Origin of the sequence: Micromonospora sp. NPDC050686, assembly GCF_040654475.1 — a bacterium.
Lineage (GTDB): Bacteria > Actinomycetota > Actinomycetes > Mycobacteriales > Micromonosporaceae > Micromonospora.
Genome location: NZ_JBFAID010000007.1, coordinates 79,860 through 102,099 on the forward strand (window position 1 = coordinate 79,860; position 22,240 = coordinate 102,099).

23 protein-coding genes are annotated in these 22,240 nt (G+C 69.4%); 12 read left to right on the forward strand and 11 right to left on the reverse strand.

Going from position 1 to position 22,240, the window contains the following annotated elements:
- Positions 1–215 precede the first annotated feature (215 nt).
- From AB0H57_RS08760 to AB0H57_RS08770, 3 genes are all read left to right on the forward strand, one after another.
- Positions 216–419, forward strand: a complete 204-nt coding sequence (locus AB0H57_RS08760; protein WP_357504154.1) for a cold-shock protein — start codon at positions 216–218, stop codon at positions 417–419.
- Between the two features lie 128 nt (positions 420–547).
- Entirely contained in the window at positions 548–1,243 is a 696-nt protein-coding gene (locus tag AB0H57_RS08765) for a 50S ribosomal protein L11 methyltransferase (RefSeq protein ID WP_357504278.1), read from the forward strand.
- Between the two features lie 193 nt (positions 1,244–1,436).
- Positions 1,437–1,664 (forward strand): hypothetical protein, encoded by a 228-nt coding sequence (locus tag AB0H57_RS08770; RefSeq protein WP_357504156.1) that lies wholly within the window; start codon positions 1,437–1,439, stop codon positions 1,662–1,664.
- Positions 1,665–1,881: 217 nt separating this feature from the next.
- Here AB0H57_RS08770 and AB0H57_RS08775 read toward each other — a convergent pair whose 3' ends face one another.
- Positions 1,882–2,922: a hypothetical protein gene (locus AB0H57_RS08775; RefSeq protein WP_357504158.1), complete on the reverse strand. Its 1,041-nt coding sequence runs from the start codon at positions 2,920–2,922 to the stop codon at positions 1,882–1,884.
- A 78-nt stretch (positions 2,923–3,000) separates the two neighbouring features.
- On the opposite strand from AB0H57_RS08775, the gene AB0H57_RS08780 reads away from it, so the two are divergent.
- Positions 3,001–3,621, forward strand: a complete 621-nt coding sequence (locus AB0H57_RS08780; protein ID WP_357504160.1) for a TetR/AcrR family transcriptional regulator — start codon at positions 3,001–3,003, stop codon at positions 3,619–3,621.
- A gap of 105 nt (positions 3,622–3,726) precedes the next feature.
- On the opposite strand, the gene gdhA is transcribed toward AB0H57_RS08780, so the two are convergent.
- The 4 genes from gdhA to AB0H57_RS08800 form a co-directional block, all read right to left on the reverse strand.
- Positions 3,727–5,067 (reverse strand): NADP-specific glutamate dehydrogenase, encoded by a 1,341-nt coding sequence (gene gdhA, locus AB0H57_RS08785; RefSeq protein WP_357504280.1) that lies wholly within the window; start codon positions 5,065–5,067, stop codon positions 3,727–3,729.
- A 506-nt stretch (positions 5,068–5,573) separates the two neighbouring features.
- Positions 5,574–6,776, reverse strand: a complete 1,203-nt coding sequence (locus tag AB0H57_RS08790) for a hypothetical protein (RefSeq protein WP_357504162.1) — start codon at positions 6,774–6,776, stop codon at positions 5,574–5,576.
- A 240-nt stretch (positions 6,777–7,016) separates the two neighbouring features.
- Positions 7,017–8,078: a hypothetical protein gene (locus tag AB0H57_RS08795; RefSeq protein WP_357504163.1), complete on the reverse strand. Its 1,062-nt coding sequence runs from the start codon at positions 8,076–8,078 to the stop codon at positions 7,017–7,019.
- Entirely contained in the window at positions 8,075–8,311 is a 237-nt protein-coding gene (locus AB0H57_RS08800; RefSeq protein ID WP_357504165.1) for a helix-turn-helix transcriptional regulator, read from the reverse strand. Before AB0H57_RS08800 ends, AB0H57_RS08795 begins: the two co-directional genes overlap by 4 nt.
- 284 nt (positions 8,312–8,595) lie before the next feature.
- Between AB0H57_RS08800 and AB0H57_RS08805 the strand changes: the two genes are divergently transcribed.
- Positions 8,596–9,120: an ATP-binding protein gene (locus AB0H57_RS08805; protein ID WP_357504167.1), complete on the forward strand. Its 525-nt coding sequence runs from the start codon at positions 8,596–8,598 to the stop codon at positions 9,118–9,120.
- A complete protein-coding gene (locus AB0H57_RS08810; protein ID WP_357504169.1) occupies positions 9,117–9,446 on the forward strand; it encodes an STAS domain-containing protein in 330 nt (109 codons plus the stop codon). The genes AB0H57_RS08805 and AB0H57_RS08810 overlap by 4 nt, the downstream gene beginning before the upstream one ends.
- A gap of 181 nt (positions 9,447–9,627) precedes the next feature.
- Here AB0H57_RS08810 and AB0H57_RS08815 read toward each other — a convergent pair whose 3' ends face one another.
- The 3 genes from AB0H57_RS08815 to AB0H57_RS08825 form a co-directional block, all read right to left on the reverse strand.
- Positions 9,628–10,797, reverse strand: a complete 1,170-nt coding sequence (locus AB0H57_RS08815; protein WP_357504171.1) for a hypothetical protein — start codon at positions 10,795–10,797, stop codon at positions 9,628–9,630.
- Between the two features lie 211 nt (positions 10,798–11,008).
- Positions 11,009–11,824: a methyltransferase domain-containing protein gene (locus tag AB0H57_RS08820; protein ID WP_357504173.1), complete on the reverse strand. Its 816-nt coding sequence runs from the start codon at positions 11,822–11,824 to the stop codon at positions 11,009–11,011.
- Between the two features lie 63 nt (positions 11,825–11,887).
- Complete coding sequence (locus tag AB0H57_RS08825; protein WP_357504175.1) at positions 11,888–12,247, reverse strand: metalloregulator ArsR/SmtB family transcription factor; 360 nt, start codon at positions 12,245–12,247, stop codon at positions 11,888–11,890.
- A 67-nt stretch (positions 12,248–12,314) separates the two neighbouring features.
- Between AB0H57_RS08825 and AB0H57_RS08830 the strand changes: the two genes are divergently transcribed.
- Positions 12,315–13,355 (forward strand): cation diffusion facilitator family transporter, encoded by a 1,041-nt coding sequence (locus AB0H57_RS08830; protein ID WP_357504177.1) that lies wholly within the window; start codon positions 12,315–12,317, stop codon positions 13,353–13,355.
- 128 nt (positions 13,356–13,483) lie between these two features.
- A complete protein-coding gene (locus tag AB0H57_RS08835; protein WP_357504179.1) occupies positions 13,484–13,618 on the forward strand; it encodes a DUF4262 domain-containing protein in 135 nt (44 codons plus the stop codon).
- 84 nt (positions 13,619–13,702) lie between these two features.
- On the opposite strand, the gene AB0H57_RS08840 is transcribed toward AB0H57_RS08835, so the two are convergent.
- Positions 13,703–14,407, reverse strand: coding sequence for a DUF4386 domain-containing protein (locus tag AB0H57_RS08840; protein WP_357504181.1), 705 nt, complete (start codon positions 14,405–14,407; stop codon positions 13,703–13,705).
- 449 nt (positions 14,408–14,856) lie between these two features.
- On the reverse strand, positions 14,857–15,129 hold the full coding sequence (locus AB0H57_RS08845; RefSeq protein WP_357504183.1) for a GlsB/YeaQ/YmgE family stress response membrane protein: 273 nt from the start codon (positions 15,127–15,129) through the stop codon (positions 14,857–14,859).
- A 282-nt stretch (positions 15,130–15,411) separates the two neighbouring features.
- Between AB0H57_RS08845 and AB0H57_RS08850 the strand changes: the two genes are divergently transcribed.
- The 4 genes from AB0H57_RS08850 (at position 15,412) to AB0H57_RS08865 (ending at position 21,066) form a co-directional block, all read left to right on the forward strand.
- On the forward strand, positions 15,412–16,062 hold the full coding sequence (locus tag AB0H57_RS08850) for an SAVMC3_10250 family protein (protein WP_357504184.1): 651 nt from the start codon (positions 15,412–15,414) through the stop codon (positions 16,060–16,062).
- A complete protein-coding gene (locus tag AB0H57_RS08855) occupies positions 16,063–19,383 on the forward strand; it encodes a protein kinase (protein ID WP_357504186.1) in 3,321 nt (1,106 codons plus the stop codon).
- Positions 19,384–19,647: 264 nt separating this feature from the next.
- Positions 19,648–19,968, forward strand: a complete 321-nt coding sequence (locus AB0H57_RS08860; RefSeq protein ID WP_357504282.1) for a PadR family transcriptional regulator — start codon at positions 19,648–19,650, stop codon at positions 19,966–19,968.
- A 30-nt stretch (positions 19,969–19,998) separates the two neighbouring features.
- The gene (locus AB0H57_RS08865) at positions 19,999–21,066 is read left to right on the forward strand and encodes a hypothetical protein (protein WP_357504188.1); all 1,068 of its coding nucleotides are present in this window, start codon (positions 19,999–20,001) and stop codon (positions 21,064–21,066) included.
- 57 nt (positions 21,067–21,123) lie between these two features.
- Here the strand turns inward: AB0H57_RS08865 and AB0H57_RS08870 are convergent, their stop codons facing one another.
- On the reverse strand, positions 21,124–22,131 hold the full coding sequence (locus AB0H57_RS08870; protein WP_357504190.1) for an FAD-dependent oxidoreductase: 1,008 nt from the start codon (positions 22,129–22,131) through the stop codon (positions 21,124–21,126).
- Positions 22,132–22,240: the final 109 nt, after the last annotated feature.

The window sequence follows — 22,240 nt, forward strand, 5'->3', positions numbered from 1 at the left end:
CCGTGACACCATCCCTGGCAGCGACGGCGCCGGTTGGCGGACGGCGCGTCCGTGCTAGCGTGAGCGCATTGCAAGCTTTGGTTTGTCGCATACTTTGCCAGCGCCTGGTGGGTATCCAACCCGCCAGGCGCTTTTTGTTCTGCCGGTTCTTCCGGACCGGTAGCGGCGACAACCGGGGCCGTAGGTGGCTCCATCAGCTACTCAGAGGAGAAGACATGGCATTCGGTACAGTCAAGTGGTTCAACGCGGACAAGGGTTTCGGCTTCATTACGCAGGATGACGGCGGCGCTGACGTCTTCGCCCACTTCTCCGCCATCTCATCGAGCGGGTTCCGCAGCCTGGACGAGAACCAGCGGGTCGAGTTCGACGTCGAGCAGGGCCAGAAGGGGCTGCAGGCCGCCAACATCCGTCCGGTCTGATGTTGGCTCCGCCGAGCCGTGGCGGCGAGGCCTCAGCCGTCGCCACGGCGGCGGCTGAGACCGCGGACCGGCGGATGGTCCGTTCCGACGCTGCGGTGCCCGGCCTTGCTCCGCTGGTGTCGTACGCGATGTCCGCGCGCGCGACCGGGACGGCCAGCATCGATCGGCTCCGGCTGGCCCCGGTGCCGCTGGTGCCAGAGGTGCGACTGGTCATGGCCGAGGACGCGATCGTCCTCTGGGCCCGGCTCGAAGCCGAGGCGGGGCACGTCCTCCCGCCCCCGTTCTGGGCGTCGGCCTGGGCCGGCGGGCAGGCCCTCGCGCGTTACCTCCTCGATCATCCGGACACGGTGGCCGGTCGCCAGGTCCTCGACGTCGCCTCCGGCTCCGGACTGGTCGCCATCGCCGCCGCGATGGCGGGCGCCGTCGGTGTCACGGCCAACGACATCGACCCGTACTCGATCACGGCGATAAGTGCCAACGCCCACGCCAACGGCGTCGACGTGGCCGTGTCGTCGAGTGACCTGCTGGACGGCGACGGTGACGGCGTGGACGTGGTGTTGACCGGTGACGCGCTCTACCACCCGTCTGTGGCCGCCCGGATGCTGCCGTTCCTCGCCCGTGTCGCGGCGAAGGGAGGTCAGGTCCTCGTCGGCGATCCGGACCGGGGCCACGTGCCCCATGACTGGCTGGAGCGGGTGGCGACCTACAAGGTGCCGGTGAGCAGCGCTCCGGAAGACGCGCAGTTTCACCTGACGAGCGTGCTCAAGCCACGACGCGGCCAGGTGGACGGCCGGCGGGGCCGGGCCACGCGGCTGCGGGCGTGATGCGCCCGGCAATTCTCCTGGCCCCCGCGCAGAAGGCGCACGGGCAGGCCCGCGTGGGTATGTTGTGGCTGGAGGCCCCCGAGAACGGTTCGTGGCGATCAGGTCTCGCACCGCATCGCCCTGACCGTGCGGCAGGTCTCCAGCCGGTGCCCCTCGGCAACCCGTCTGGCCGACGGCTCGCGTCAGGGCGGGCATGGGCGAGTCCGACAGCATCCAGATTCGTTGTGCGCGAGGAGAGCCGATACAGACGATGAAGATCGATAAGAGTAAAATCGTTGAGGCCCTGCGCCATCGCGGCCAACACAGCCGAGCCGATTGGGTCGACCGGGAGCTGCCGGACCACGTCGACACCGCCCAGCATTCAGGCATACTCGCGACCCTCAATCTCAACCCGGCCGATTTCGCCGATCCGCCGTCGTGACGGCGCTGGCCTCGGCACCTCCGGTGGCCGCTGTGTGCGGCCGGGTCACGGCTGATGCGAGCAACGGACATACAGCGGCGCTCCGGTGCCCGTGGTGGCGCTGTCGGCACCGGATCGCCGGGTTACGCGCCCACGGCGGCAGTCCCGCCGATCTTCCTTGAGCATCGTCCCAAAATGTTGACGACATCTTCGGCGGAAGCAACGCTGGGCTCGGTCCTTATTTGAGGTGGAAGACGTGGACCATGTGTGGTGTGTCGGCGAAGGTGTGCGGCGCCAGCGCGTGGTAGGCCCAGATGTGGACCCACGCGTTGCCGGTGCGCACGGTGAGAACGGTCTTGAACATTCCCGGCGCGAAGTAGGTCAGCAGTAGGAAGACGATCGACAGGGCGGCGTTGCCCGGTGAACTGAAGACCGTCCACGCGTCCCAGATATGGAGCGCGGTGTAGGTGAGCCCGCCCAGGATCACCGTGGTCGCGGTTGATCCGGTGAGTCGCAGGAAGCGTGGCACCAGAATCGCGTAGACGAAGATCATGGCGGGTAGCACGGCGCCAGCGAGATACAGCGTGAAGGTGAGGGGAACCCCGAGCGCGAGTTGACCGGCGGTGAGATGGAAGAACTGCGGTTCGAGCGCGGCGATCTGAACGAGTGATTCGATGAGGAGGATCACGCCGATGAGGACGGCATCAGCGCGGCGGTTGTTCGAGCGCAGGTTGAGCGCCTCGGTCGAGTAGCGCCGGCGGAAGAACAAGAGCGGGACCACCGCGTAGACGACAAGGTTGTAGGCGGCCCAGGCGATGGATTCGGCGGGGCTGACGTGTTCATGTGTTCCGTAGATCGACCCGGCGAGGTGAAGGCCGAATGGATGCCATCCGGCGAGTCGGGCGAGGATGAAGCCAAGGCCCAGTCCGCCGGCGCCGTAAAGCAGCAGGAACAGCGTTTCTCGGGCGGCCACCGAGCGCTCCGGCGCGCGGTCGGCGAGGTTGGGCAGGGCCCGTTTGCGGGTCAGCCAGAAGGTCAGTGCGGTGAGTAGAAGCACCTCGACGAGGGCCAGGTTCGCGTCCACCAGGCGGTCGACCGAAGTCCGTGCCGCGGCAGCCGGCCAGTCGAACGGCAGCGCGTCACCCGCCACGGCGAGGACCACCGCGTTGCCCGCGAGCCAGCCCAGGGCCGAGAGGTGGACGCCGCGGTGGCAGAGCAGCGCGGCAAGGCCGCGGCGGGCCCGTCGTGGCCGCGCTTCAGGGTTTTGGATGAGCGTCACGACATGACCTCCGAGAACGGTTTGGTAATACGGCCGTGCTAGAACGACAAGCTAGCACGGCCGTGCTATAACAGGCCAATGCCCAAAGTTGTGGACCCGGTAGAGCGCCGCCGAGAGCTCGTCGAAGCGGTCTTACGGGTGATCCGCCGCGACGGCCTGGAGCAGGCCTCAGTCCGGAACGTCGCCCGGGAGGCAGGGCTGTCGATGGGATCGCTGCGCCACTACTTCGCGAGCCAGTCGGAACTCATGGTCTTCGCGTTCCGGACGATCATCGACCGGATCGAGTCCCGCCTCGCCAGCTTGGAGCCCGAGCCCGATCCCCGACGAAGAGCAGAGCGCGTGTTGGCTGAGCTGCTCCCACTCGACGACGAACGGCGCGCCGAGAACGAGATCTGGCTGGCCTTCACATCCCGCGCGCTGGTCGACCCGACGCTGCGGGACCTGCGCGACGAGGGATACGACGCACTACGGGCCGGCTGTCAAGTGATCCTCACGGACCTCTCGGCGGCGGGTCTGGCGCCGACCGACATACCCGTTGAGACCGAACGCCTGCACGCCCTGCTCGACGGCCTCGCCGTGCATGCAGCCATCCGGCCCCACATCCACACCGCCCAATCGCTGAGAGCCGCCATCGCACACCACCTCGACGCCCTGGCGATCGAAGCGGCCGTTGCGTTGGGGATTCCGCGGACTGGCTGACCTGTTCCGGGCTCCACCCGGCGCCCCAGCGGCGGTCGGCGCGGCATCCGTGCCGCAGAACTCTCCGACTCCGCCCAGCGTCCTCGATACGGCTACGACGACGTCTCAGATGAGACCGTGGGCGAGCATCGCCTCGGCGACGAGCCGGAAGCCGTCGATGTTGGCTCCAGCGACGTAGTTGCCCGGCATTCCGTACTCGTCGGCGGTGGCGTGGCAGCGGGCGTGGATGGTCCGCATGACCTCCCGCAGCCGCTGCTCGGAATGGGCGAAGGTCCACGAGTCGCGGCTGGCGTTTTGCTGCATTTCCAGTGCGCTTGCCGCGACCCCGCCGGCGTTGGCCGCCTTACCGGGCGCGAACCGCACCCCGGCCTCGGCGAAGCCCCGCACCGCCGCCGGCGTGGTAGGCATGTTGGCCCCCTCCACCACGGTGGTGCAGCCACCCGCGATCAGGCTGAGCGCGTCGACGGCCGTGAGTTCGTTCTGCGTCGCGCAGGGGATCGCCACCTGGCAGGGCACCTCCCAGACCGGGCGACCGGCGACGAATGTGGCGTGCGGATGGGCCTCGACGTATTCGTCGATCCGTGCCCGGCGGACCTCCTTGACCTGCTTGAGCACCTCGACGTTGATTCCCTTTTCGTCGTGGACATAGCCAGAGGAGTCCGAGCATGCCACCACGATGCCGCCGAACTGATGCACCTTTTCGATCGCGTAGATCGCCACGTTGCCCGAGCCGGAGACCACCACCCGCTTTCCGTCGAGGCTGTCGCCGCCGTCGGCGCGTAGCATCTCCTCGGCAAAGAACACCGCACCGTAGCCGGTGGCCTCCCGGCGCACCTGGGCACCGCCGTAACTGAGGCCTTTGCCGGTCAGCACCCCGGACTCGTACCGGTTGGTGATCCGCTTGTACTGCCCGAACAGGTAACCGATCTCTCGCCCACCGACTCCGATGTCGCCCGCTGGCACGTCCGTGTACTCACCGATGTGCCGGTACAACTCGGTCATGAACGATTGGCAGAACCGCATCACCTCCCGATCCGAGCGCCCCTTCGGGTCGAAGTCCGCCCCGCCCTTGCCGCCGCCGATCGGCATGCCTGTCAACGCGTTCTTGAACAGTTGTTCGAAACCGAGGAACTTCACTATCCCCAGATAGACCGACGGGTGGAAGCGAAGACCTCCCTTGTACGGGCCCAGGGCGCTGTTGAACTCCACCCGGAAGCCGCGGTTGATGTGGACCTCGCCGCGATCATCCTCCCATGGCACCCGGAAGATGACCTGCCGCTCCGGCTCGCAGATCCGCTCGATGATCTTCGCTTCGGCGTACTCGGGATGCCGCTCCAGGGCCGGCGCCACACTCTCGAGCACCTCCCGCACCGCTTGGTGGAATTCGTCCTCGCCAGGGTTGCGCCGCACCACGGAAGTGAAGATCGAGTCAAGCTTGTCCTGCATCGACATGGATACTCCTCATGTGCAACCGTGGCCGATTTACGCCACGCCAGGCGACCCAGGAGTCGCCCACCCGGCACGACCACTTCAAGAGCAACGTTGCTGTAGGCAACGACCTGTCGTGGTACGGATGCTTCGGCGCGTTGAGCGAGAAGCTTCGGCAGGACGAAATCCTCTCACGGACCTTGTCCCTGCCGGCACTTCGTCGTCGTTCAGTCTGACATTCCCAACTGCTGGTCCCTTGTCGGCGGCGCCGGTTGGCGAGGTGACGGGTGTGCGTAGCCCGCAGGAGTTGCTGATCGGGTGCCGGAAAACCGTCCGGGCCAGGCGGCTGAACTCGTCGCGACGGGCGGTGGTGCGGGTCCGCGTCCAGACCCGGATCCGTGGAGATCACTTCAGCGAACGCCCGATCGGGCTCCCCTCCTCGCGGTCTTGTACGGGCCGATGGTGTCCAGGAGCCCGGCCCGCGAGGCGTCCGACGCCCGCGGGCCGGGATTCCGCTACCAGGCCTACTGGCAGGTCGTTGCCGGCGGGGAGCAGTACCTGACCTCGGGATAGCGCGTTGAAGGACGGTCCAGCAGCGGTTGTGCCACTCCACGGAGGTGCAGGTCGAAGAACGCGCGGACATACCTGCGAGTGATCTCCACGGACCGAAGGCCGGTCAGGTCGCTGCCCAGATCGACGCCGATCTGCTCGGCCAGGAGGTCGTAGTCGGTGAAGGAGGCGTGCACCGACCCGGCCACCACGAGCCAGCGCTTCCAGCCTGTCAGCAGCGGCCAGTTGTCGTCCCATGTCGGGTCGTCCCCGCTGCCGGGGCTGTGGAACGCCTGCTGACCGAGCAACATGAACGGCCGCGACAGCCCGCTCGGGGGCAGCGGGGCGAACATGTGGCCGTCCATGTTGACCCCGGCCCGCACCCGCGGGTCCCGCAGCAGGACCTCACTGCTGCTCGCGCCGCCGAGGGAGCTGCCCGCGATCGCGATCCGGTACGGATCGAGCAGGCTGCCACCCTTCCACTTCGAATGAACGCCGGTGAGCTGGTCGAGCACGAACGAGACGTCCGCTGCTCTGCTCTCTTCCGCCTTCCGGCCGAAGTCATCAGCATCTTCCAGCTCGCACGCGACACACGTGGTGACCCGTCCGTCCGGAAAGGTGGTAGCGAAGGTCTCATACGTGTGGTCGATGCCCACCACCACGTAGCCCCAACTGGCCAGGTCCTCGGCCAGGGCCGACAGAGAGCTACGTGGCCAGGTGAAGCCAGGCGAGAGTACGACCATGGGCAGCTTGCGCCTGCCTCCCGCCGGCTCGGCGTCGCTGATGGCGTTGGTCCGTGTTCTGCTGAGCACATCCGACGGCGTACCCACGGTGCCCTGGAGGATGAGCTCGGACTCCTTCGGCGTCAAATACTGCACCCGCCGGCCGTCCTTGTTCTTCGCCGGGTACCACAGCGAGACCATCAGCTCTCGCGCTTTGCTCGTAGGAATCCAGGGATCCGGCCGCGAGAGGTCTTTCAGGTACAGCGACGTCATGCCGACCGGCTGACGACCGGTCGGCTCGGGCAGCCGCGGTGTGCTCGACGGCATCCCCAGTGCGCGATCAGCGTCGGTGTCGCCGGCCGAGGCCGAGGGAGTCGTCGCAGACACAGCGAAGGTGACGAGCGCGAGGAGACATGCAGTGGCGACCAGGACACCACGTCGACGGGTAGATGGCATGGGTTCACCATGCTCGCGTGGTCGGGCCCCGGCATCAGTCCGAGGCACGGTCCACGCCGTTTCGGACCGTACTTTTGGCCGGTTCGACAACGGGTGACCGCCCGAACCGACCCCGGTGTCCTGTCATCGGCACATCCGGGGAGCTGGACGGCCCCACTCGTCGTGACGTTCCGTAGCGCGCTGATTCCCGGCAGGGCTTTCCGGTGCGCGGTTGAATGGATCGATGCACCGCGATGGGGGCTACTCGGCCGGTGTGGTGCGCGATTGGGCGTCGGCGGAGATCGGTGGAAGTCGGCGCAGTGCTCGGATGGCTCGTCGGGCGAGCGGTAGGGCCATCGCCAGGACGGCGATGACTTCCGTTGCTGCGATCGTGACGAGTGTGGTGCGTTGTGCCTGGCCGATGTAGTCAGGCAGGGTGACGATTCGTAGGGCGAGGGTGGTCGCGGCGAGCAGGGTGAGCGCCAGTGACCACGGCAACGCGCGAGCTGGCTGCCTGGGTGCCCGTCCGGCCAGGTGGACCGCGATGGCGGCGGCGACCATGGCGCAGGACAGGCCAGGCCAGTCCAGGAGCCTCGCTGCCTCGATGGTGGCCTGGATGGCGAACAGCGGCAGGGGAACGAGCAGGATGCCGATCGGTATCGCGAGGAGCCAGGGGCGGCGCGGCACCGGTGGGGCGCCGCGGTGAAACACCGCCATGGCGAGTACCAGGACGACGTCGGTGAGCCGCAGCGCCCAAGGCGTCACGGACAGCGGTAGGCCACCGGTGGCTTGTTCCACGGCGGTGGTGATGGCGGGGGGCACGATGGCGAGCAGGCCGACGGCCTGGGCCACGCGGCGGTGTCCGAGGACGAGCGCGATGTAGGCCGGCAGCCAGGCGTAGCCGGCCAGGTTCCACGCGGTGTGCCAGATATTTCCCGGCGGTGTGAGCGCCCACTCGGGTGCGGGCGTCGGCAACCAGGCGAGCTTCCCGGACAGCCACAGTGTGACGGCGACGCTGGCGGTGACCATGACGGCGTGGGTCAGCATCGCCATCAGGGTCGCCAGTCGCACGGCTTGTCCCCAGGCGTAGGAACGGGCTGGCGCGTCGGGGCCCCCGAGACGCAACCGGACAGCCAGGGACACGATGCTGGCGACCTCCGGCAGGCTCGGCCGGCCGTAGTCTGCGAGGTACGCGGCGGTTTCCGGGTCGCTGGTGTTCATGCTGTCCAGGAAGGCGGCGACCATGTCGTCTTCCCATTGCTGCCGATAGGCGGCGGGCAGCAGCCGCAGCACGAGGCGGTAGCGCTCTTCGAGCCGGCTCATGACGGCGTCGGCCCTGTGATCGGGTTCCGCTGGCTCCGTAGCCGGGTCGAGGCGAGTTGCGCGTTCGCAGCCAACCGTTGCGCCTCGGCGGTGAGGACGTCGCGTCCCCGCTCGGTCAATCGGTAGTAGCGGCGTAACCGCCCTTGCCATGCCTCCTCTCGGTCCAGCTCGACCAAGCCGTCGCCGACGAGGCGGGCCAAGGCCCCGTACAGGGAGCCGATCTTCAGCTGCACCCGCAGACCTGGGCGGCCCCAGGCCGCACACCCGATCCGGCACCGCCTGATACAGGCAGCTGCAGCCGTCAAGCCGCCGGCCCTGGCGCTTCTGCGGTGGAGACCCGAGCACCATCGTCAGGTGAGGTCATCGGGTGAACACGTCGAGCACGCCCATCCACCGCGGCCGTCTCGGCCCGCTGGCCCGAGCCGGTGTCATATTTTGAATGGAGGGCTCGCACCCTGCAGATACTTGCCTCCGGGCAACGGTGGCGGAACTGTCGGGGGTAGGTAGCGTGCCGGTCATGAGCGACGGGCAGCTCAATGAGGATGACCGGGTGAGCGGGCGCATCGCCGCACAGCCGGTCGTGCTGCTGTCGCAGCACTTCACCGCTGAGACAGTGACTCCCCTGCGGCACCTCCTCGCCGCCCGGGTCACGGCCGCCGGCCTGTCCAGCCACGACGGCGACGACTTCGTGCTGGCCGTTCACGAACTGGTGACCAACGCGGTGCGCCACGGCGGCGGGTCAGGACGCCTGGAACTTCGGCAGGTGGACGACGTGCTGGTGTGTGAGGTCTCCGATCACGGCACCGCCGCCGACACCCTGCCCGTGGACCTGCCGCCCTCGCACGTGCCGGGCGGCCGGGGGCTCTGGCTTGCCCACCAGTTGACCGGCGCGCTGATGCTGACCCGCAGACCGGGCGGGGTCACCGCGACAGTGAGCGTCTGCGTGACCCGGCAGACGGCCGCCGCCGTGGCGAAGCAGTCCGCTGCCGCCGGGGCGGACAGTATGCTCGACGCGCCGGCGATGGAGGGTGAGCAGGAATGATTCAGGAGCTGACGTGGCAGCACCAGATCCACACCGACGGCGACCGGAGAATCGTTGTGCTGTCCGGCGAAATCGACATGAACGGCGCCCCGCGGCTGCAGGACCTCCTGCACGCGGCGGTCGATGACGCTGATGTCGTTGAAGTCGACGCGGCCGCCGTGACCTTCATCGACTCCAGCGTCATCAGTGCGTTGATCACGGCACGGAACACGGCGGTGACAACAGGACGACACCTTTCGCTGGTCAACCCCAGCCCCCAGGTCCACCGGATTCTCGATGTCACCGGTGTGCTCAACGCCCTGACCGTCGAGTCCAGCCGCCCGTAGGCGGCCCTGCAACCGGGCTGCGGCCGGCAGGTCCAGACGAGACAACAAGTGCTTCACCACGGGCGCCATCCTCGCCGTCGCCGGGCGAGCATGGCCGTGGGTGGGCGACGTGCGGTTCGCGGGTACGACGCGAAAGCGGGCGGGGCGCCGACGGAGCCCCGCCCGCTCTGCTGAAGCGGCGTCAGTTGAGCAGGAACGTCTGGGTCTGTGGGTTGAGCATCGGCAGTTTCTTGGCGCCTGCCGCTTCGCGGCCGCTGAAGCGGAGCACGTCCACGCCGCGGGAGATGTCGTTGGCGACGATCAGGCCGTTGTACCAGTAGGTCGACCACTGGTTGGACTGCATGTCGTAGTAGCCGATCTCCTTGGGGCTGCGCGGGTCGGTCAGGTCGACCACCGAGGTTCCCGAGCCGTACGCGGAGGAGACCAGAATGTTCCGTCCGGCAACCGGAACGAAGTTGAAGTTGTGGTAGGTGCTCGGCTCGGCGCGCGGGATCCGCAGGTGGCTCAGCGGCGTGCTGGGGTCGTCGACGGCGTAGGTCCAGAGCGCCCCGTACGGCTCCTGCGCGGGCCCGAAGTACTCGTCGCCGAAGGTGACGTACTTCCCGTCGTGGGTGAACGCCGCGCTGTGCCAGATGTCCACGTCCGGTGTGTCGATGTTGGCGATCACTCGGGGTGCCAGGGCGTTGCTGATGTCCCAGAGCTGTCCCTGGGACAGGCAGGCCGCGGCGGCGAGTTTGCGCGGGGTCAGGACCTGGATGTCATGGCAGGCGAAGAAGTCGCCGGATGCGCCGGAGAAGGGGTCGATTCCCTTGACGGTGGGCTCGGCGACGACCTTCGCGGCGAGGCCGGCAGCGGCGTCGCCACCCGGCACGTCAATCACCGAGATCCGCTCGAACGGGGCCTGGCAGTCCGGCCCGATGTTGCTGGCGCTCAGCGGGTACGACGCGACATAGATGTAGGTGCCGCCGTCGGAGCGGGGCACGAGGGTGTGGGTGTGCGAGCCGCAGTCGGTCCGGATCGCCTGCAGGAACCGCGGCGCCCTCGGGTCGCTGACATCGAAGACGCGTACCCCTTCCCAGGCGCCGGGGTCGGCGGCGGTGACGTTGCGGGATCCCTCGCAGCCCGGCGTGCTCTGCGGCGTGTCCACGGACAGGAACAGCAGGTCCCCCCAAACCGAGACGTCGCCTTGGGGACCGTTGCAGTGCACGTCGGCCAGCGCGACCGGTGCGCCGGGCTCGGAGATGTCGATGATGCGGAAGCCGCCGTAGTGGCCGGCGTAGACGAGGCTGCCGGAGAAGGCGAGGTCGGAGTTGACGCCTCCGGTGTGCGCGTCGGTGGAGAGCAGGTGCATGTTCTTGCTGTAACCATCGGCCGGACTGCTCGGCGGGGGCGGCGGAACGGACCCGTCGTCCCACGGCTCGTGCGCCTGGGCCGGAGATGCCGTAAGGGCGAGGAGAACCACCGCACCGGCGACGGCGAGTGATCGGATTCGAGAAGGTGTATGCACGGCGAGCCCCTTACGTCGGACGTGTCGCCGGGTGACACGATCACCCAGGTGAAGATCACACTGTCAAATATTTCCACCTGCCGCTACCTTCGCAAGCAAAGATGTGCCTGGTCCCAGGCTGGCAACGCCGGATCCGGCCGCAACGGACAGCGGCCGGCTCTCCCGGAGGTGGGTGGGATTCACTGTGGGCAGCGCATGCCGTGCGGGGAACGCCAGGTTCATACTGCGATCGTTGTTTGCGGCGGTCGGGCTGGGCTCGCTGGTCAACCGGTGGGACGGCGCGGCGGGCCACCAGGTCGACGGCAGGGCTGTTCATGCGCCTGGGGCGGACGTGGAGGCTGACGTCGACGAACCCGGCTCGTTCGACATCATCGGTCAGCTGCTGTGGTGAGGTGTTCAGTACGTGGCGATGCACCGTGATTGTCAGCTGCCCGTGGGGCCGCAGCACCCGGTACGCCTCAGCCAGGCCTGCCTGCCGGTCCCACAGCATCACGTTGTTGACCGAGACCACGGCGTCGATGCTCTGGTCGGCGCAGCCGGTGTGCTCGGCGCTGCCATCGCGGATGTCGACCACGCCGGCGGCGACCGCTGCGGTGCAGCGCTCGGCGGCAAGCTGGCGCATGGTCGCCGAGGGGTCCACGCCAATCACCTGTCCGGTCGGGCCAACGCGGTCGGCGGCAAGAGCGAGGCCGACGCCCGGCCCGTGACCAACGACCAGCAGGTGATGGCCCGCTGATGGTGCTAGCCGTTCGATTGCCTCACGTTCCTGCTCAGCGTTTCCTCTGGCCATGATCGCGCCGCCGATGCGTCCCGGCAGCCCACGAGGATGGCCGAAGAAGGCGTCAAGGACGTGTTCCAAGAGCTTCGCCATGCCGTCCATCCTGCACCGACGCCTGGACCAGGCGCACAGCGTGGGTCACGGTCGTCTGCTCGGTCAGTCATGCTCCGGACTGCCACTTACCCGGTGTGAGGCTGCGTACAGCACCTCCGTGACCAGCCGACGCACATGTCCTCCCTTGGCCCGGTAGAGGGACCGGCGGCCCTCCCGCCGCGCGCTGACCAGCCCGGCCAGTCGCAGCTTGCCCAGGTGCTGCGACACCGCTGGCCGAGCGGTCGCCACGGCTCCGACGAGCGCGGTGACGTCGTACTCGCCGTCTCGGAGCAGCGCCATCAGCCGTAGACGGGTGGGGTCGGACAGCATCCGTAGCATGTCCGTGGCCGCCTCGACCTCCGGCGCGCCGGGGAGGCGTTGTTGCAGGTCCTTGGCATCTGCAACGTTGTCGCGTGCGTACATGAGCACATATTATCGCCGCCGTCACGGGTAGGAGCATCGGCGCGACCGACGGAAACCTGGGGGAACGGTGAACGACCACGAGCACAACCACCGGCATGACCACGGCGGCCGGCTCGCCACCTGGTGGCACCGGCTGACCCACGCCGTCACGCCGCACTCCCACGACTCCCGCGCGAAGATCGACCCCACGTTGGAGACCTCCCGCGACGGGTTACGGGCCCTATGGATCTCACTGGTCGCCCTCGGGATCACCGCACTCGCCCAAGCGGTCATCGTGGTGCTTTCCGGGTCGGTCGCGCTGCTCGGCGACACCCTGCACAACGTCGCCGACGCGCTGACCGCCGTACCGCTGGGCATCGCCTTCCTGCTCGGCCGCCGAGCCGCCACCCGCGCCTACACCTACGGATACGGCCGCGCCGAAGACCTCGCCGGCATCATCATCGTCGTCGTCATCGCCGGCTCCGCCGTCGCCGCCGCCTGGACCGCTGTCGACCGGCTCCTACACCCCGCCGAGGTGACCCACCTTCCCTGGGTCGCCGCCGCCGGTCTCGTCGGGTTCATCGGCAACGAGCTGGTCGCGCAGTACCGCATCCGGGTCGGCCGGCGCATCGGCTCCGCCGCCCTGGTCGCCGACGGCCTGCACGCCCGCACCGACGGCTACACCTCCCTCGCCGTGCTAGCCGCCGCAGGCGGCGCCGCCCTCGGTTGGCGCTGGGCGGACCCCGCCGTCGGGCTGGCCATCGCGGTGGCCATCACCTTCGTGCTCAAGGACGCCGCCCGCGAGGTCTACCGGCGGCTCATGGACGCCGTTGACCCCGACCTCGTTGACCAGGCCGAGAACGCACTGCGAGCAGTTGACGGCGTGCGCGGAGTGGCCGCGGTGCGGCTGCGGTGGATAGGCCACCGGCTGCACGCCGAAGCCGACCTCGTCGTCGACGCCGACCTCAGCCTCGTCGCCGCCCACGAGATCGCCGCGGACGCCGAACACCAGCTCACTCATGCCGTGTCCCGCCTTACCACGGCCACCGTTCACACCGATCCGCACAGTCACCCCGGCCGCCACCACCACACCGACCTGTCCCACCAACGCCGGCAACTCCGCAGGTAGCGCGGCGCGCGGTCTCACGCTCCCGTCCGGCCGTGACCTGCCTGTCCACGGCCAGCGCCTCAGCAACCTCATCGCCGGCTACGACGCGATCATCATCGACGGGCCCCACCGACGGCCTGCTGCCCGGAATGGCGATCGCCCACTACGGCCGTCACCAGATCCACCTTCAGCAGCTGGTGTGGCCCGACCAGCAGGGCCGGTTCCCTGGGACCGCGGGGTACAACGTCGACCCGCAGGCACCGCCGCCGATCGCCCACCTGTAGCCGGCCAACTCAACCGCCGCCCACCCGGTCGGCGGTTGGCTGCTGCGCGAACAGCGGCCGGCCGTGAAGGCCCGTCCTCGACGGTCAGACGGCGGCGCCCTGGACGGGCCGGGTGCTGGCGGCGACCATTCCTGCGGTGACCGGGGAGGGCCTGAAGCCTTTGACGATCAGGTAGAGGCCCAACGAGAACTCCCACACAGCGATGGGTATGGCCGCGACCGCCGTCACCGGCGAGAGTCGGTCCCAGAGGCCGAACAGTGTGCCGGCGTCGGAAACGACGAGCAGGGGCGCCCCGACGAGTCCGAGCACAGGAAGAATCCGCGGCACGAGGCGTGACTGGTACAGCAGGGAACCCAGCAGTAGGGCGTTCACGGCCGGTATGAAGCCCTGGCTGAGCAGGAAGATCGAGTCATAGAAAGCGACCAGCGCCTGGCCGGTGACAAGCGCACCTGCTCCGGCTCCGGCCTGCCGCAAGGCCACGACTGTCAGAAGGCTCGCGACGCCGACGAAGATGCTGGCGGCTTCGAGAACCCGGGCGCTGACAAATCCCAGCGCTCGGGCTTCGCCCTGCCGCTTGACCACGGGATACAGCACGACGGCGGTGCCGATGCCGGCGAGGGCAACGATCACCTCGAGGACGCCACCGATGACGACTGGAGTTTCCGACGTGGTGCCGACGATGTAGTCCGCATCGTGCACCGGACCGTACAGGGCGAGGGTCGGAATCGAGACGAAGGTGAGCAGGTAAAACGCGCCCGCGATCAGCGAGGTCCTCCTCAGTGGGTCCATCGTGGCTCCCTTCGTTACTGTCGTTCAATCGAAGATGGTCGTGCCGTCACCCTCCTGCGGATCGGTGCGACGGCGAATCGGCCACTCGGGCAATCCTCGCCGCGTCGATGGACCCGGAACGGTTTCGGTGGCCATGGATGTCTCCGTGGCGTACAGCCGCTCCTTCCCCAGTTTCTCGGCCTCCGCATGGCGACTCCGTTGGTGCGGGCGTCGCGGTAGCGCACCGGATTGCCAAGCAGCGCGTCGGTCGCGTCGAGCAGCCCGCAGGCGACAGCCCAGGAGTCGACGCCGATGCCGGCCACCGGTCCGGCCGCCGCAGGCCGTCGAGGATGCCCCGGTAGGGAGCCGAAATCTCCCAGTGCGAGGGCCTCCCGACGCGCACGGGTTCGTTGAAGAACCCGTACGCCTCGGTCAGGTCGTGTCGGCGGGCGGGAGAGGCGGTGCGACGGTCAGTGGACGCGGCGGCGGCCGTAGGCGCCCGCGGCGATCGCGACGCCGATCGCTGCGAAGGCGACCTGGAGGGCCAACTCGATCCAGTCGACGCCGCGGGTGTCGGCGACACCGAGCGCGCCAGCGACGAGGGTGCCGAGGAGCGCGGCGACCACGCCGATAAGCAGGGTGAGCCAGATCGGGATGTTCTGTCTGCCGGGCACGACGAGGCGGCCGAGTGCGCCGATGATCAGACCGATGATGAGCGCGGTGAAGAAGCCGGTGACTTCCATGAGAGCCGTCCCTCCGCAAGGGGTTGTTGTCAGCTTCGATCATTGCCCTACGGCGCAAGCGGGGCAATCGCCCTGGGGCTCAGGCCTCTCCGTCGCCGCCCTCGTCGTCACCGAAGGAGTCGAACGTTCTCGATGATCGACCGGTGTCCTGATCTGCTCGTCCGGCCCGCCGGCGGTCACCCCGCTGGCCGCCCTGCTCGGGCTGCTCCGCCTGCGACTGCACGGAATCTCGCCCGCCGCACCGGTATGATCGTCGCGGCGTCGTAGTTTATGGGAGCACCCGTGTCGTTCCGGTATTACTTGTACGTCAGTGACAGCAAGGTCGACATGCTGCTCGCCCAGATGGACCCGGCGTTCACGCGTAAGCGCACCACTGAGCTGAGCCTGAATCTGACCATCCTCGCGGGCAAGCGCGCCTCGGAGGCACCCGCGGGTGGCGAACGCACGGCGCGTCTGCAGCGGGTGGTGCGCCACTTGGAGGAACACGGCGACCTCGGGACCGTTGACGAGCCTGGCCAGTTCTTCTGGGGGCTGGTGCCGCTGCGTTGGGGGCCTTTCCCGACCGAGCCGACGCTGGTGTACTTCGGCGGCGCCACCGAGCGCACCGTGATGGGACTCGGCGGGTCGGGCAACCACGTGCTGGGTGCCTCCGCCGCGGCCGCGCCGGCGATCCCCCGGTCGCTGACCCCGTCGCTGCTGGCCGGGCTGCGCACCGACCCGCAGATCGACGTGCTGGCCGAGACGATCAAGCAGGAGGACGTGGCGCAGGAGCGCGGTGCCCTGGCAGCGGTGCACCGGGCGAACGATGTCATGCCGGGGCCGCACCAGAACCTGGAGTTCGTCGCCAAGCGCCTGCTGCACGGGCCCAGCCCTACGACCGAGGGCGTGGACGTGTTGCTCGGCACCCCGCTGTACGTGGCGCTGGTTGACTAGATGTGGTCCCCGGGGGACGTGGTGCTCGGAGTGTACGAGGTTCGCGACGTCGTCAGCACCGGCGGTATGGGCCTGGTGTACCGGGTGTGGCACCGCCAGTGGGGGATGGAGCTGGCGGTCAAAACCCCGCGCCAGGAGCTGGTCGCCTCCCCGGCCGATGCGCAGCGGTTCGAGGCCGAGGCGGAGGCGTGGGTGGGTCTTGGCGCCCACCCGCACGTGGTGAGTTGCGCCTACGTCCGGCGCATCGACGGCACGCCGCGGGTGTTCGCCGAGTGGGTCGACGGCGGCAACCTGGCAGAGGCCGTCCGCGACGGTGCGCTCTACCGCGGCGACCACCGCTCGGTGCTGCGCCGCATCCTCGACCTGGCGATCCAGTGCGCGTGGGGCCTTGGGCACGCGCACGACCGGGGCCTGGTGCACCAGGACGTCAAGCCCGCCAACGTCATGCTCGACCGGGACGGCGCTGCGAAGGTCACCGACTTCGGACTCGCCAACGTCCGGGTTCCCGGCGGTGGGCAGGAGCCGCTGGTCCGGGCCAACGGCATGACCCTGGAGTACTGCTCGCCGGAGCAGGCCCGCAGTGAGCGCCTCAGTCCCGCGACCGACGTGTGGTCGTGGGCGGTGAGCGTGTTCGAAATGTTCGTGGGCCGGCCGCCGACGGTGTTCGGGCAGGCGGCGGCGGGTGTACTCGCGCAGTTCCTCGAGGTCGGTGCCGAGGACCCGGCCGTCCCTCCGCTGCCGCCGGGCGTCGGCGACCTCCTGCGACGCTGCTTCGCCGAAAACCCCGCGTCCCGCCCGGCCGGATTCGGCGTCATCGCCGACGAGTTGGCGGAGATCTACCGCGACACGGTGTTCGAGCCGTACCCGCGTCAGCGTCCGGACGAGGCTCCGCTGCTGGCCGACGGCTTGTCCAACCGGGCGCTCTCCCTGATTGATCTCGGGCGTACTGACCAGGCCGACCAGCTGTGGGAGGAAGCCCTGCGGGTCGACCCGCACCACCCGCATGCCACCTACAACCGGGGTTTGCGCGGATGGCGGTCGGGGCAGCAGACCGACCGCGAGCTGATCGCCGAGCTGGACGCGGTGCGCCTGGGCCAGAAGGGCGACCGGGTCGCCGACCACCTGCTCGCCCTGGTCCACATCGAGCGCGGGGACAAGGAAGCCGCCGTGCGTCTGTTGCGTGACCTGCCGAACAGCCCGGACATCGCCGCCGCCCGCGAGGCGGCGGACGCCCTACCGGAACGCCGCGTCTCCCAGGGGCCCAGCCCGATCTACGTCGACCAGCGGCACCCGTTCGCCCTCAGCGCCGACGGGCGGTTGGCCGCGGTGACGTTCCGGGACCGGGAACTGCGCGTGTGGTCGCTGGAAACCGGTCGGATGGTGCAGCAGCTACCCGGCCACGACGGCCGCATCCGGTCGGTGTCGCTGAGCGCCGACGGGCAGGTCCTGGCGTCATCGGACGAGGTCGGGCAGGTCCGGGTCTGGGACACCACGAGCGGCGGGTGCATTCGCATCTACGACTTCCCGCCGATCGCGGTACGGTCCGTCGCAGTGAGTCCCGATGGGACGGTGGTCGCCGCCGTCGGGGTCGACGGGTCCGTGCGGCTGCTGGGCGAAACCACCCACATCATCGGCGATGCCTTCGACGAATACGGCGCAGAGTATGGCGGCGGGCGTGGTGGCGCGATCGCGATCACCGCCGACAACCAGCGGGTGGTCGTCTTCGACGAGTACGTGTGGGCGTTGCGGGTGCTGGACAGCCGCACCGGTGAGCTGTTGTGGGCAGTCGGCGACCTGCGAGCGCACTGCGCGATCAGCCCCACCGCCCGGTTCGCCCTGTCCGCCACGCCCGGCAACGAGATGCGTCTTTTGGACCTCACGGCGTTCGAGGTCACCGACCTCGGCGGCGCCGGGCGGTGGAACGGTGGCTTCAGCTGGCTGGCGGTCAGCGAGGACGGCCGGAGCGCGGTGAACGCGTTCGGCAGCGTCGTCCAGGCGTGGCGCCTCGACCAGCGCCGGTGCGCGTTCACCACGGCGGTCGAGTCCCGTAACCCGATGCACGTCGCCCTGGGCGGGAACGGCCGGGTCGTGCTGGTCGAACTCAGCACCGGTTCTCCGACCCGCACCACCAGTGTGGTTCACCTTCCCGAGCCGGGGCCTGCCGCCCCGTGGAGCTACGCCCGCCCGCAGCCCACCGACCGTATCGCGGGGGACGCGCTGGTGGCCGAGGTGAACCTCGACCTGGCCGGTGACCTCTTCGAGACCGGCCGGCTCACCGACGCCTGGCGTCAGCTGCAGATCGTGCGCCGGATGCCCGCCTATCGCAGGCATCCGCGGCTTCGGGCGCTGTGGCGGCGGGTGGGCGCGGTCGGCGAGCGGACCGCCTTCGCGGGCGTGTGGCCCACTCGCCGCTTCGACGACGTTCTGCGCGGTCGGACGGCGGTCACCCGGGACCTGCGCTACGCCTTCGCGGAGGGCCGCCGGGGTGTGCGCGTGCTCAACCTGCGCACCGGTGAGGTGGTGGACAGCCAGGACCACCACGAGCGGGATTTCGAGCACGCGAGCGCCTGCGCCGACGACCGGCACGTGCTCGTGGAGGATTCCGAGCGCGTCGAGGTGCTGTGGGATCTCAAGACGGCCCGCCGCGTCGGCGTGGTCGTGCGCGACGCCAGCGGGAACCCCGCGCTGGAGGTGGAGAACCCCACCTTCGAGTTCGTGCGCCGGGATGCCATCAGCGTCCTGCGTAACCGGCTGACGGGCCAGCGGGTGTGCGGGTGGTCCGCGCACCCGGACGAGCGCGTGGTGCTGTCCGGGGACGTCGCCGTCGTGGTCAAGGACGACGGGCGCACGTCCGTCCTCGACGCCCACGACCTCACCACTGTGCGCCAGGCGCTCGTTTTCGCCGGGGAGGTCGTCCGAATGCGGCGAACCCACCCGGGCGGCGGGGTCGAGACGGCCGACGAGGGGCCCGTCGTGGTCAGCGCCGACGGCCGGGTGGTAGTCACCGCGCGGCACCCCTTCTGGAACGGCGGACAGGTCGTGCTGTCCGTGGCGGGGTCGCCCGAGGCCGTGGCGACGGTGGCCGACGACGCCGTGGTGTCACTGGCGCTGAGCGCCGACGGCGACCTCCTGCTGACCGCGTCCCGGCGTTTGATCCGCCTGTGGCATCTGCCGACCGGCGAGCTCGTCACCGCGGTCGAGTGCACCCAGGACATCGACGCGGTAGAGATGTCCGCTGACGGCAGCGCCTTCCTGGCCGTCCTCGGCACCTTCCACATCCAGTGCTGGGAACTGGACTGGGACTACCAGCTGCGCGCCTGAAGGATGTCTCGTCCCGCCGCGTCCGTCGCCTGAGGACGGTCATCGCTGACACGAGGGTGCAGGTGATCACCGCGAGGCACCGGAGTGGGTTCATCGGGCTGACGCCCGTCCAGTTTCACCAGGCATTCTCCGGCCGGCCTGCGCTCGCCGAGCCGGGGACCACCGGTGAACAGGGCGACCGGGCGAGGGCGTAGCCGAGGCCCTTCCCGCGCCAAACCGTTGACGATAGATTGATCAGCAATATACGTTGCCGCCGTGTCTGAGATGCGCGAGGCCACCCTTCTGGTCCTGACTGCGCTGGCCGACGAGCCGCGCCACGGTTACGGGATCATCCAGGAGGTCGGCGTCCTGTCCGACGGCCGCGTCACCCTGCTGCCGGGAACCCTCTACGCTGCCCTGGACCGGCTGGTCGCGCAGGGCTTGGTCGAGCTCAGCCACGAGCAGGTCGTTGACGGCCGGCTGCGCCGCTACTACCGGCTATGCACCGACGGCCGCGCCGAACTCGCGCGCCAGACGGAGCGGCTGCGCCAGCTAGCGTCCGCCGCGGAATCCCGGCTGCGCGCCCTACGGCCTGACCTCGCCTGACCCCGACTGTTGTAGGTCCTGGGAGAATTCATGCATCGCTGGCTACTGCTGTCCTACCCGCGCGACTACCGCCGGAAGCGCGCCGCTGAAATCCTCGAGACGGTGCACGACATCGCGCCGACCGGCCGAGGTCCGCGTGTGGCGGCGGATCTCGTACGCCACGGTCTGCGCGCCCGCCTCGGACGGCCGGCCAGTCGCACCGTGGTCGTCTGGGCATCGATCTTCGCGGTGGCCTGCGGTCTGTTCGCCGCATCCTTCGGCACCTGGCTCACCTGGCTCGGCTCCCGCCCGCTTGACCACAACGAGCTTGCCGCAGCGGTCGGCCAACTTTATCCGGACAAAGAGGTGAGCCACATCGACGAGGACGGCCCGCCCTCCGTGTTCATCATCTACGGCAGCCCGCTGAGCTGGAGCTTCGCTTCGGAGCTGCTGTTGGGTGACGGTGCCGAATATTCGCTGGCCGAGCTTGGCGCGTCCTTCGAGCAACTGCCGGCCGACAGCCGCCCGCTCGTCCTGGCCGAGCTCCGGCAGCGGCTCCATGCCGCCGGATGGGAATACGCCGAACCGGTCTACTCCAACGCGTACGACTGCATTCCCGGCGACATGCGATGCGACCCCGCTTCGATACCCTCCAACATCACCGTCTACGCGCAACGTAGCGACAACATCCTTGAAGTAGAGATCAACGCCGACAACACGACTCCGTTGATGGGCTTCACCCTGACCCGTTCGACCCCCTGGAGCGCGTATCCGGCCGGCGTTGTCGCCTTCGTCCTGGGCACGTTGAGCGGCTGGTGGCTATTCGGCTGGGCTAGCCGGCGCACGGAAGGGCGCCATCCGCTGGTCCAACGACTGGCGGAGTTCCTGTGCGGCTTCGCGATGTTCCTGTGGTGGGCACCGATCCTGCTGAGCATGCCGCTGATGCTTTCGCACCACCTGAGCGAGCCGCATGTCCGCTGGCATCTACTCTGGGAATGGCTCGGCCAGCCCACCATGTCGCTGCCGTTCCTGCTCGGCGGTCTCATGCTGATCCTCGCGCTGGGCTTGGCCGCGCTGCCCTACCGGCAGCCAGCCGACCAACCGCTCGCGCGCGGTTGACGCACGTCAGCCAAGGCCGAATGCACGGATCTGCCTGCGACCGGCCGCCACGCTCCGTTACATGGTGTGGTGGATCCAACCTTCGGTCGGAGTTGCCAGCCTCCTGCCGACGGGGCCCAGGGCCAGCTCCGCCACCTCGGCGGCGCACCCCCAGGACAGGGTCACCCCGGCCCCGCCGTGGCCGTAGGCGTGCACCAGCCGGCCGCCGGGCGGGCCCGCCGGGTCCACCTCGACCCGCGGGCCGCCGTGCCGGGCCGGACGCAGGCCGATCCGCTCGCCGAGCACCGGCGCCGCCGCCAGCTCCGGCACCAGCGCCACGCAGCGGCGCCGGATCGCCGCCGCCGTGTCCGGGTCGGGCCCGGTGTGCCTCACCCCCGGCTGGTACGTGCCGCCGAGCACCACGTCACGCCGGCGCGGGTGCACGTACGTGATCCCGGCCGGGTCGTCCTCGTCGCGGACCGAGACGGTCAGGCCCGGGTTCGCCACCAGCACCACGTGTCCGCGTACCGGGTGCACGGCCGGGTCGGCGGCGAGCCGCCCGGCGGCCAGGCCGGTCGCGTTGACCAGCGTCGGCGCGGTGTCGAACGCGTCGGCCAGCCGCCGCACCCGGCGGCGCAGGATCCGCCCGCCGCCGGCCGCCAGCCGCTGCCGCAGCCAGGCCAGGTAGGGCGTCATTTCCACGGTGGGCGCGGTGAACCGCAACTGACCCGTGTACGGCGGCGGCGCGAGCTCCGCCACCAGGTCCGGGCACGCCGGCGCCCACCACGGCGGCCCGGCGTAGGGCCGGCGCAGCAGCATCCGGGTCGGCCGCTCGACCACCCCCGGCACCCCGGCCGCCGCCTGGCGGCCCAGCTCGGCGCGGGTTTCCCGAGCCCAGCGCAACACCCGCGGGTCCTGCTCGGCGTGGCTCGGATACCAGACGGCGGCGGCCACCGTGGACACCGTGTCCGCCGGATCATCGGGGGCCAGCACGGTCACCCGCGCCCCACGCCGCTGCAGGGTGAGCGCCGCCGTCATCCCGACGACCCCACCCCCGATCACCACCACGTCCGCCGTTGCCGTCACCGTCGGCTTCCTTCGCTCGTGCCGTTGGTCTTGGATCGTCACCGTCGCGACAGGTCGCCGTCCAAGACGAATCGGGCAGCCGGCGATAAGCGGCGCTTATGATTGGCCC